This is a genomic window from Rheinheimera pacifica, assembly GCF_900108485.1.
Lineage (GTDB): Bacteria > Pseudomonadota > Gammaproteobacteria > Enterobacterales > Alteromonadaceae > Alishewanella > Alishewanella pacifica.
The window spans coordinates 81,253-93,314 of record NZ_FNXF01000018.1; the positions used below are offsets into that span (position 1 = coordinate 81,253).

Consider the following 12,062-nt stretch of genomic DNA (forward strand, 5'->3'; position numbering starts at 1 on the left):
TTATTGCAAAAGAGTAGACCGAGACATTGCCAATATTATTTCAAAACTCTGAACTGCAAATCCATGACAAAATTAGCTAATATCTGCCCCAACGCCAACAGCTTTGTTAGCCTGAGCTAACTGCGAGACAAAATCAGGGTAGTGCTGCGATAAACCTATATTTCCCTGATGCAAAGGCTGATGCACCTGACCAATACTAGAAGTAAATACAGGACTACTACTCTTGTAAAAAGACAGCATGGCTGGTTCATATTGTAACTCTAGGTGCTGGCATATTCTGGTTAGCACCTCTTGAGGTCTAGCTACCAGATCTTCGTAGCGAATATGCAAAATCCGATTAGCATACAACTTTTGCCAATGCTGCAATAAACGCCTTTCGTTCTTTATGTACGCAGCTATGTGGGACACCGACCAACTCCAGCCAGCTTGAGATCTGAAATTACTTTTAAAACAAGACCATGCTGTATCTTCATCGTTACGACTAATATAAATAGCTTTCCCCAAAGGCATTACTTGAGCCCATATACCAAAGTGCCTGTTCAGATTAAGAGATTTATCAATGATATAACCTTGACCAGAGTATCGTTGTTCCGCGACCTGCTGATAAATATTAGCTATATGCTCAAGAGCCGCTACTGAATGACCATGTCGTGCAATAAAAGACGGAAAGTCAGTAAAGTTGTTGTCACGCAAGTGCATGCAGGCTACGCCTATAGCATTAAATTCACCTGCTCCTTTTACTTTACTGTGCGCGCAAAGCATTTGTCCCAACAGGGTGGTACCACTACGAGGCAATCCCAAGATAGCCACCCCCGCATTATACGCACTTCTAGATTGCGGCAATTGTTGCAATGATGTGTTATTAAAGCCAGCAATAAGTCGGTTTATTTCACGTGTATTATTGTCAACAGAGTATTCACTAATGTCAGCCATGATTTGCGCACCTGCTTTGTAGAATTCCCAAGCTTTGGCATATTCGCGTAGATCATTAAAAGCTTTTGCTAACGCATACATAAATTGTTGGAAGTTGCGTTGGTCGTCAGCCCGAAGCTGGCTAAATGCGAACTCCATCTTTTGCAACAAGCCAGGATGCTGGTTAAAATCAACAATACTTGCAAGGGTATACCAGCTAATCCCTAGGTGAGGCGCTAACGCCAATGCTTGTAATAAGTTTAGTCTGGCTTCTTGTAACCTCCCCTGCTGCGCTTGCACTGTGCCAGCCAAGTGATATACCGAAGGCAAAGCAACTTTGCGAGCTATATAAGGAGAGACAACTCTCAAAGCTTTATTTAGGTCACCAATCTCTGCACATAACCCAGCGTAATGAATGTCTGTTTCTGCACTTTTAACACAACATTGATGGAAAAAATCCGCGGCCTGTCTAGCAAGTTTAATATCTCCAATACGCAGAGCCAAAGCAGCGACTTTACTCCAGTCCGTTTTGAGATCCGGTTCGGTTTCAATAAAATATGTAATCAGAGCTTGTGCTTCAGTCCTTTTCCCTTCCCGTACTGCACTGAGAATATCGTTTAAACTATATTGACTACTCACGTTCACGTGTATGTTCCCCAGTAAAAAACCGGAAAATGTTACCATTTCCCGGTTTTATGTTTAGCTCTACAATAAAGCAGGCAAAAAGTTGCAGCCCACTATCAGAACTTAATTTCGGCACTCAGACGAACATGACGTGGTGTCTGATATGCATCTGGTAGTCCATATAACAAACTGCTAGCTGCGGAGTCAGTTCCATTAGGATTTGAACCGCCGTCCCAGTACTCGTTAACTTCGTTACGTTCAGTAACACGATTATTGTTAAATACGTTAAATATATCTGCACGGAATACAATATCAGTACCGCGGAAATCCATTTCGTAACGCGCCGTTAAGTCCAGCGTCCAGTTACTGGAAGTACGCCCTTCTGAGCCCCTACTCACCAATTGCCCATCTTTGACAAATGACTCTGCGCCATAATATGAAGCGAAAACGTCTGTTGGGTGTAGACCAAAAGAACTCAAAGGCCGACCTGATTCCCAGCGGAAATTAGCACCCAAACTAAGGTCTTCCGTCAAAGAATATGCTCCTTGCACTTTTACCATATGACGACGGTCATTTGGCAAATTACCGTAAGCACCATCAACTAAGCCTGGTTGGTCAAAGTTTGTTGTCAATCCTGAATCGTCTTGCCCATTGTCAGAACGAACGAAACCTTCGTTATTGCCCCAACTATGAGACCAGGTATAAGTTGCATCCAACATCCACAAACCGTCAAAAGCACGACGTATATTAATATCTACAGCTCCGTACTGGCGCTTAGCCTCAGGATAACCTAAAAATTCTGCAGGTATAGTGTACTGTTGATTTGCCAGGGGTCCATCGCCGTCAGGATCGGTAGTAATCGTCACGCCCTTTCCTGGATTTGTCAGAACATAGTAGTGGAAACCTGAACAAATAGTGCAGCCTGAACCAAACTCCTGCTCCAAATACTCATTAAAACCGTAATCAATTGCCACATCTTCCAACGAACTTTTCAGTTCACGATAAGTACCTTTGATACCGACTGACCAACTATCTCCCAGCATCCGCTCATAACCCAAAATAAATTCGTCTTGATACATCGGGTCCAGATTAGCATTCACTGTTTCCAAGGTACCTTTCAAAGTGCCATCAGCATAAACTGCACCGCCTAAAATGGCCTCAGGATCAACCACTGGCGTTAAATCCGGATTGATGCTCAGTACGTCATAAATGAAAATGGTATACAGCTCATCGCCCGCCAAACGTATATTGGTGTTAGTAGCTACGGGAAGGAAATACCTGCCATAGTTAGCAAATACTTTACTTTTACCATCACCATTTATATCCCAACTGATACCCACCCGTGGTGCCCACTGGTCGCTCACATCAACAAACTTTTCTCCAGCCTTGTTATAGTTCTCAAATTTTTCATTACGTAAACCAATACGGGCTACAATATTATCAGTTACCTGCCACGTGTCCTGGATGTAGAAAGCACTAGATTTAGTTTGGAATGAACCATCATTCATATAAGTATTAAAGCGCACCCGAGCACAATCAGCTGCTAATAAATCACCAGCAGCTACTGCCTCTGCGTTTGCACAGTTCTGATATTGATATAAAGTACCACCCACGCGACTAGTTTGTTCAAATGCTTTCATGTCCTCATAGTCAATACCAAAGCGCAGAGTATGATCTTCATGAACATACCAATCCACGTCAAAACGATAAGCTGTACGTTCATCCTCCTGTATTGAAGGTGAATTCAAACCATACTGAGTGAATTGTCGACCAGACGGGTAGTGCACAGCACCCACTACAGTATCACCAGCATTAACATTACTATATGTTGCTTCATTAACACCGTACAGTGCACTAATAGTAATATCTTCAGTTAAAATTCCAGTATATTGCAGAGAATAAGACTTGCCTCCCCGTTTTTGGATATAATCACCAAACAACTCTCCACGTGTATCAGTGGCGTAATTGTAGTCATACTTACTAGTGTCAAGATCGCTGCTACTATCCCAACCTGTAAACTCTAGTATGTGATTTTGAGTGATATACCAATCTAATTTAGCTGCATATAATACATCACCCGCATCGCGTTTATAGAATAACGTATCTGTAGAATAATCTCTGACACGGTCTTTATAGTTAACTAAACCGAAAAAGAAAAGTTTATCTTGAATAAGGGCACCGCTAGCCCATAAATTGAGGTTGGTTTCGCCAGTTTTATCATTACTATTAACCAGATAATAAGGCGTTGCATTCTCTTCGATAGCACCTTCGTCAGTCAAAGTCACATCTGGACTGTGGGCACGTAAAGATGAAGGCTCAAAGTAAGCACTGGCACCAGCTTTAAACTCATTCGATCCTGATTTAGTTCTGGCATTAATTACACCGCCGGTGGAACGACCAAATTCAGCTGAGTAACCGCCAGTTTTAACTTCAAACGTTTCGTACATTTCGAAAGGTAATTCAGCACCTCCCAAACCATTCCGGAAATTAGTAACATTTAAACCATTAACATAATATGCATTTTCACCAACAGATGAACCACCAAATGATGCATGATTACCAAAAGCAGAATCACCTTTTGTCGTGCCAGGAGCTAAAAGAGCAACTGAAGCCAAATCGCGAGGGACCGGAATTTTAGATAAAAACTCTTGACTTACTACCAACTGAGATTCTGACGACATAGTATCAAGCATTGCTATGCGAGAGCCGCGGACTTCAATAGACTCTACAGCCCCCTCAGCCAACAGAATGAGATTCATATTGGTATTGCCACCCACACGAACATTAACATTCTCTTCAGCCACAACACCATAGCCTGCTTTAGTAGCCTGTAATGAGTAAGCACCCGGTGGCAATAGAGGAAACCGAAAACTACCACTGTCGTTTGAGGTTACGGTTCTTATTAAACCTGTTTCTAAATTAGTAATAACAATTTCAACGCCACTAATAACTTGGCCACTTTGATCTTGTGCTTGGCCGACCAGATTGCCGCGCGATGCATCTTGAGCAGCAGCAGGGAGGACAATCCCCAATGAAGCAGCAACAGCGGCAGCCGTCAACGTGTTCTTAAAAAACTTGGTTTTCATTTGTTCTTCTCCTTGGATTTTTATTTTTATTGCACGTGTCACATTTTGTTACACACTATATCTTTAACAGATATACTTATTGACTACAACTGCCTAAAAAAAAAAAGTGAACTTTGCTAAATAGCTTCTCAAAATGGTAGATAGCCCGAGGATGAGAGCCCAAGGCGGGCTACGCTATCAGATTTTTCGCCAGACAAAACCCATCGGTAAAACGCATTGAATATGAATAAGCAGAGGGCTCCCTGGCACCGACAATGCAAAACTAACCCACTAATGGCAATTTAAAATTGCCCCACCTAAGGCAGGATTTGCTTCATCACAGCCTGTGCCTCCTGTGCATTCAACCCCGGCCGGACGAGCTTACATAATCACATCCCCAGGTAAGTAAATGAAAACGCATGCCAGTGCTGTATTGCTGTGCTTGGGTCAGTTTCACCTCACCCAGCAACTGCGGCGTAGTGCGCGCTTGTTTACAGGCTTGAGCCACGGTGATAAAGGTATCTTGCCCAGGCAGTTGCAGCGTCTGGTTGCCGCGCACTCTGGAGATGTAGTACAAGCCAAGCTTACTTATTTGCTTAAACCACGGCACTTTAAAGCCCGCATCGATAAAAATCACAGCTTAAAATCTGCCGGTAGTACCTGCTTAAGCCGGTGTAAAAACACCTTGTGTATGTGCGGGCACGTATACTCGTTCATCGGTCCCCCCCGATGCAACGTTAGCGGGCGGCCTCCCAGTGCCATGCTGGCGCGTAGAATATGATGGCGTTGCTCCTGTCCACTAAAATCATGGGCTGTTTGCCCTGACGCAGGCAAGCAGTCAGTGGCACAATAAATTAAAAAACTGTTGCATGCGCTACACGAGATGAGAGCCTGGAACCATCAGTGCAAAAAATTGGGTGAATTAACTGACTTTAGCGGCACAGCGGCCCCATCTTCGGATGGCAAGGATGCTTTGAAGCAGGTGTATCATAATCAGGATAAGCTATTTAGCGGGATATCTGTTATTTGCCATCAAGGCTACTCACTTTTGTAACAAAGTCGGTAATTGCGCAGCATTCAGCATCTGTCAGGAAGGGGTTCCAGATATCGGCCAAAAGAACATAACGGCTTTGATCACTTCGATTCCAAGCTTCGTGTAAATAGTTGTCATCAAAAGCAAAGACTTTACCTGGCTGCCAGTGAAGCTCTTCAATATCAACAACATTTAAAGCACAATCAGCAGGGATCTGAAGCCCCATGTGTAACACTGAGCGACTGTTAGTAACTCCCCGGTGAGGTAGTAAATGAGCCCCAGGCCTTAAAACAGAGAAACATACTTCAGGACTATGATCCTGAATATGGACTAAAGGAAGGTGAGTTAATATTTCAGAAGTCTGGGGACATAATGTATGCGTATCATCATAGCGCTTACCATGCCGAAAAAAAAACTTTGCATCCCAATCACCTCCTTTGGTCAAACCGTGTTTATCAGTATCCCGATAGTTCTCAATAGGGACATTCTGCAAAATGAGATTATCAAGTTCAGCTTTAATCTTATCAAACTGAGACTCATAATAATCAATAAAATCAAGATCTTTTCTTTCAAATACCGGTTTTACGGGCAACCCGGGAATATAGAGAAAACCTGGCTTCTGTCGTGGATCATCATATACAGCAGGGAGTTCTCCACTATAAATACGAATTCCTTTAGCCACACGCTCCATTTCATCTAAACCATAGGTTTGCTGTAATTCAGTGATCCAGCTTCCTACGATATCACGGCGATGTTTATCACAAAAATTCAATGCCTGAACAACATATCGATGAACCCACGGCGCGGTAGATTCTCTATCCAGCCAAAAACCGCCATTATTTGCAGCACGCAATGCCGTCACATAATGCTTAAACGTCTTCTCAAAATCATTTTTGCTATGATAGTAGCGTCCAAGCATTAAGTGTGTATTGTAGGCACCCGGAACAGTGTTTACTACTTTCTCATAGATATCCTTAAAATCTGTAGCCTGCTCAATAAGCTCGTATAGACGGCCCAACATTAGCAAATAACGTTCATCTGAAGGTTTTACAGTGAGTAAGCGCTCAATCACCATCAAAGATTCTGAGTAATCTTTTGTCGCAAGCAGCTCTTTTAACCGAGCTTCACTCACCACAGATCTTTCTTTTTTTACCATCAATAATACCTTTATAAATCATATTTTTTATTTTGATTTAGGGACGATATCCAGAGCAATACTTAGTCGGGGCTTATCTCCTTTGAAAACACTTGTGCCGTGCCACATATAAGATGGGAACAAAACCAAATGACCAACTTCGGGCTTCACCCAATGCTCAATACCCAATTCCGGTTGAGTTGGGAACATTGGTTGCCCTAACTTCAGCCATCCTGCCTTTTCCTTCTCATCCGCAATAACATCTGGTAATTCTAAGTAGCACGCGGATGAGAGCCACCCCTGAGGATGAATATGGTTTTCATGATACCCGCCTGGCGGTAACCAAACAGACCAGATACCAGAGCATTCCCAACCACCATTATTATATTTTGCTAACGAATGTTCGTCATTACCCAAAGCCTGTAAATACCGATTTATCGGCTCCTCAATAGCATCCTTAAAAGTCCTAACCAAAGGATTATTTAAACTAAGAAGGTTCGGCAACTGACTCCCCGCCCGCACAGATTGTCCAAATGGATGAGTTCTGAACGGATGTAAGCTTTTTAATTCTTCGGCCAAGTCAGCAAAAAAGGCCTCTCGTGTATCCCAACCAACTGGAATATCTACCGGTACCTTAGCCACAAACCGATCGTAATCACAAAGTTCCTGATACCGTTCAAGGTATGTATTATCATCTGTCGTTTTATAAAGCAAACGCAAAGATGTAGCCTTACAAGCTAGTGCTTCTTGGTTTCTCGGTTGGATACGTTCTGCTTCGCAAGCATGTTCCAAAGCAGTTTCCCCATTCCCTGCTGACGCATACACATAACTAGCCGTAACTCTTACTGAGAACGTTGCAGGGGCAGTTTCAAGGGCTTGGTTAATGCTTTTTAGCGCAACATCCGTGTTCCCAATACGCATCGAGACATAACTTAGTGCCTGCAAAATTGGTAACACTGGCCATTTTTCTGCGGCATCCTGCAACAACTGCTGGCTTCGGTGTAAATCACCAGCATATTCAAAAATTTGTGCTTTTAACAAAATCAAAGCAGCAACTTCTCCCTGCCGTAGCACTGCATTAACAAATTCCAGAGACTTTTCTAAGTCATTTGTTTTCATCCAAAGTAACTGGGCATACTCGCGATGTGCATCATATGAGACCGGATCACGATGAATGGCTTTTTGATATGCTTGCGCTGCCTCATCATATAACTGTAGCCCCATTAAAGCTCTGGCGTATACCAACCAAGTTGCGGAAGCACCTTCCCCCTTGCGTAAAGCATTCAAAGAATGATGATACGATTCAGAGAATCGATGTAAATCACCAAGAATTGCAGCTAAGTTATGCTCAGCGCTAATGCTGTTTGGAAACCTATAATATGCTTGCTGATATAAATCTAAAGCCAAGCTATAGTTCCCAGCCAACTGAGCTTTTTTAGCTTCAAGGGTAAGAGCTTTTAATAGGTTCATATAAAATCGATAATTACTCTACTTAAAGATTAAGTACTGTATAAAACTAAGAAGCAATATTATTGCTGCAATAAACTAAGACTTTAAAAAAAAAGCCAGTCAAGGAATGCTTAACTGGCTTTATCTATTCACAATGTTCTAAATATTAAAAACGATATGCTAACCGAGCATATAGATACTGACCAGCAGTATCATAAGAGCTGTTCAGAGTATTCATATCATTACCGTTTGTGACATACGGTGGTTGCTTATCAAACAGATTACGTACACCCGCTGTTAATGACAGGTTATTCGGGAAGGTATAGCTACCTTGGAGATCGTGGTAAATATACGAACCAACGCTGCTAGACAAAGCCGTTGCTCTGAAGTTAATGTCGTCAACACCCGATTGATAACGAGCAACCCATAATACATTCCAGTTATCTACACTATAAGATAAACCTAAATTAGAACGTAGTTTAGAGAATGCAGCAGGTCTGCCACCAAAGTTTGGATCAGCACCAAATTTACCCGCCATTTCAAGTACCGCCACACCAGACAGAGACTGATAATCATAGCTTCTTAGATAGGTACCATCCAGACGTGCATTAAACCGACCACCTAATAAGTCTGTATGCCAGTTTACGTCAAAGTCAATACCCGACGTTTCAAACGTAGCAATATTCTGAGTTGTCGCGATAATACCTGAAACAATAGGATTCGCTGCCAAGGCTCGGTAATCTGAACCCGGAAGAGCTGGGCGATTAACGATTGGGTGAGTTGGTCCCTTAATGGAATCACATGCTGGAGCAGAGAAATTCTCACTTCCATAACATTGTGCAATGAGCGCTGTTACGCTTGGAGCACCAAGACCATTGGTAATCTCAATATTATAGTAATCTATCGCTATGCTTAGATTCTGAACGAAGTTTGGTGAATAAACAAAACCTACAGTGTAACTTTCAGATTCTTCAGGCCCCAAGTCCGGATTACCACCCACAATAGATGCAGATTGTAAATTAGTAAGTTGAATATTAGGTGATAAACCTTCCGATGCACAGTTATCTTTTACAATTTGACTTGCTGTACTCGTGCCCCACTGATGACATGGGTCAACGTAACTAATATTGGATTCTGATTGAGGTCCATACAAGTTAGTAATGCTTGGAGCTCGGAAACCATCAGAGAAGGTAGCACGAAGCAATAATCCCTGAACCGGAACATATTCTACACCAAACTTAGCGGTTGTATGCGAGCTTAAGAAGTCATAATCTGACATACGTACTGCCGCAGAAACATCCAGACGGTCAGCACCTGTTACACCAGCTAATAACGGGACATTTACCTCAGCAAACATTTCATCAACTGAGTAACTTCCTTCAGTAGGACTGGCAGTTACACTATAAATTTCACCGACAACAGCACCGCCATCTGGCGTAACCACTAAGCTTGTATCACGCCTTTCATAACCTACCGCCCAACCAATTGAACCTGCATCAAAACTAAAATCACCAGTATCACCAGTCAGGTTGGCCATCAACTGTTTATTTACACCCACAGTCAAAGGCGAATTAGGAACAGAAGCATAGGCAAGTTGCTCAGGAGTCAGAGAGTTAGCTTCTAATGGGTTCCAGATCCCAACTGCGGCACATTTAGGATCAGCATTACATGCTGCTGGACTCAACATTTTGTTATAACGACCTGGGTTAGCACGGCCAATATCTAAACTGGCGTCTGTATAACGCGCATAGTTGTAAGATACATCCCACGCCCAGCCATTATCAAAACTGCCTTCCAAACCAGTAACCATACGATAAGCATAGTAATCCTGGCGGAAACTACGTCCACCAGTCTCTTCAAGGCGACGGCTAACCGAAATATCTTCTCCAATTGGGTTATTCGGGTGATCCGCAGTCATACGAGCCCCCCAAAATGTCCCATCAGCTGCCATTAACTGATCTGACTGGCGGTTAGTGAATCCCGCCTCCAAAAATGCTGAAACATCTTTAGTCAGTTCATAATTGGCCGTAGCATTGGCTGAGAATACTTTTTGCGGCGTTACCAAGTAACTAGCAGGGGCAAAGTTATAAGAATCAATTGTCTGATCATAGCGGCGAACAGCACCGTTTTGCGGATCAACTACCCAAGCACCCTGACCAAAATATGGTGAGGTCGGATCATCATTGCTACCAAAATATGGTGAATTTCGATCATACGGTGTCCAAGTACCAAAAGAGTTTGCACCTGAACCCGCCATTACACGTTCGCCATTGCGTTCTCCCCAAGGAATGGCAGAAAATTCCCTATCTCCTTGCCAAATTGGCTTGCGATCGCTGTACTCAAGTGACAACACTGCATTACCACGGTTGCTTGAACTACCTAAGGTCACAGACAAACTGCGGCCTTCACCATCACTTTCGCCGGTAACGTCGTACTGAGCAACAACCTCAGCACCTTCAAAGTTACGTTTGGTGATAAAGTTAATAACACCAGCGATAGCATCAGAACCATAGATTGTTGAAGCACCATCACGCAGAACTTCAACTCGCTCAATAAAGCCCATAGGAATAGTGTTTAAATCACCAGTGGCAGTACGACGACCATTAATTAAGATCAAAGTACGCACAGAACCTAAACCACGCATTGAAGCAGCAGCTGCACCGCCGGATCCGTTGTTTGTTTGGCGGCCATTCATGCCACCATTCATCGAAGGAATGCTCTGAATAAAGCCTTCGATAGTAACATGACCAGAGGCGGCCAAATCTTCAGCACTAAATACTGTGATAGGGCTAGCAGACTCAATATCAGCTCGTTGAATACGAGAGCCTGTCACCTGAATTTTCTCTATCTTAGCACCTTCTTCTTCCTGCGCGCTCACTGACGCAGTAAAAGCAGTCGCTGAAGCTGCACCAAATGCAATCGCTAAGCGCACGGCTTTGCTTAATTTATTATTCGTATACATGTATTTCTCCCTGGACCACTATCTAGTGATTCTATTTTTTTAACAGTTACCAACCTTTTACGGCGTTTGGCACTCCGTTTATCTCGGATAACCTCCGATTTGTCGCCCACCGATAATAAACGTAATTTTTCCGCAGGGTCAACAGGTTTTTAGGAACTTTACTTAAGCACTGTTGTCATGTGAGGCTTGAACGTATAAAAAAGGTTGCAAATAAGAAAGCAAATTAAATTTAGAGTAAAAAGCCACCTCCATAGGAGGCGGCTTTGCGTTGGTCCTCTATAGGGGCTTAATAATTTTCAACATCCATCCTTAATTGACGTTCCTCATCTTCTCTCACCACTTTGTCCTGATGCCTCCGTAGTGACGGATGATTTCTTCATTTTTTCATTGAACAATACACATAAATTGCACGGTAAAGCACCTTGCCAAGGTCACCCGTTAAGAGCTTGTCTCTGTACTTCGGCGTCCAAACGATGTGATACTGGCATCGATAGAAGACGTGTGATGCGGATTCATATCTACTCACGTTATTTACTTCCTCATTTGCGTATTTCGGGATGATCCGGCCAGCGATTTCGGCATGAGTCGGCCACCCATTTCGGTATCATCCGGCCACTGATTTCGGCCTTATCCGGCCACCTGTTTCGGTATCGTCCGGCCAGTTTGTTCTTCCTTCGTTTTACGGACTTTGGCATAACAGTTTTTTAACTGTTTGCCGGAGTAGTCATGACACGTAAAAAGAAAATGGTAAGGACAGATATGCAAACTTATCTGGATATATTCCGTCTTAAATTTGAGGCCAGACTAAGCGACAGGCAAATCTCTCAGGCTTTAAATATTGGCCGGGCAACCATCAGTGATTTGGTTATCCGCTTTAACAAT

At 43.1% G+C, this 12,062-nt stretch carries 6 protein-coding genes and 1 pseudogene; all 7 read right to left on the minus strand.

From position 1 onward, the window contains the following. Nucleotides 1-72: 72 nt before the first annotated feature. The gene (locus tag BLW68_RS18045) at nt 73-1,557 is read right to left on the minus strand and encodes a tetratricopeptide repeat-containing sulfotransferase family protein (RefSeq protein ID WP_177172285.1); all 1,485 of its coding nucleotides are present in this window, start codon (nt 1,555-1,557) and stop codon (nt 73-75) included. A gap of 95 nt (nt 1,558-1,652) precedes the next feature. Continuing rightward, complete coding sequence (locus BLW68_RS18050) at nt 1,653-4,664, minus strand: TonB-dependent receptor (RefSeq protein ID WP_218141405.1); 3,012 nt, start codon at nt 4,662-4,664, stop codon at nt 1,653-1,655. A 298-nt stretch (nt 4,665-4,962) separates the two neighbouring features. Continuing rightward, on the minus strand, nt 4,963-5,238 hold the full coding sequence (locus tag BLW68_RS18055; RefSeq protein ID WP_092796311.1) for a transposase: 276 nt from the start codon (nt 5,236-5,238) through the stop codon (nt 4,963-4,965). A 385-nt stretch (nt 5,239-5,623) separates the two neighbouring features. Next, nucleotides 5,624-6,790 carry an aspartyl/asparaginyl beta-hydroxylase domain-containing protein gene (locus BLW68_RS18060; RefSeq protein ID WP_092796313.1) on the minus strand — a complete coding sequence of 389 codons (1,167 nt, stop codon included), beginning with the start codon at nt 6,788-6,790 and terminating at the stop codon, nt 5,624-5,626. Nucleotides 6,791-6,817: 27 nt separating this feature from the next. Continuing rightward, complete coding sequence (locus BLW68_RS18065; protein ID WP_092796315.1) at nt 6,818-8,239, minus strand: putative 2OG-Fe(II) oxygenase; 1,422 nt, start codon at nt 8,237-8,239, stop codon at nt 6,818-6,820. Between the two features lie 145 nt (nt 8,240-8,384). Continuing rightward, nucleotides 8,385-11,180: a TonB-dependent receptor plug domain-containing protein gene (locus tag BLW68_RS18070; protein ID WP_092796317.1), complete on the minus strand. Its 2,796-nt coding sequence runs from the start codon at nt 11,178-11,180 to the stop codon at nt 8,385-8,387. 382 nt (nt 11,181-11,562) lie between these two features. After that, a pseudogene (locus tag BLW68_RS21480) lies at nt 11,563-11,706 on the minus strand (transposase); the annotation flags it as partial. Between the last annotated feature and the right edge of the window lie 356 nt (nt 11,707-12,062).

Bases quoted from the DNA above. Each gene is read 5' to 3' on its own strand.
- BLW68_RS18070 (WP_092796317.1), bottom strand. From the start codon at position 11,180: ATGTATACGAATAATAAATTAAGCAAAGCCGTGCGCTTAGCGATTGCA.
- BLW68_RS18065 (WP_092796315.1), bottom strand. From the start codon at position 8,239: ATGAACCTATTAAAAGCTCTTACCCTTGAAGCTAAAAAAGCTCAGTTG.
- BLW68_RS18060 (WP_092796313.1), bottom strand. From the start codon at position 6,790: ATGGTAAAAAAAGAAAGATCTGTGGTGAGTGAAGCTCGGTTAAAAGAG.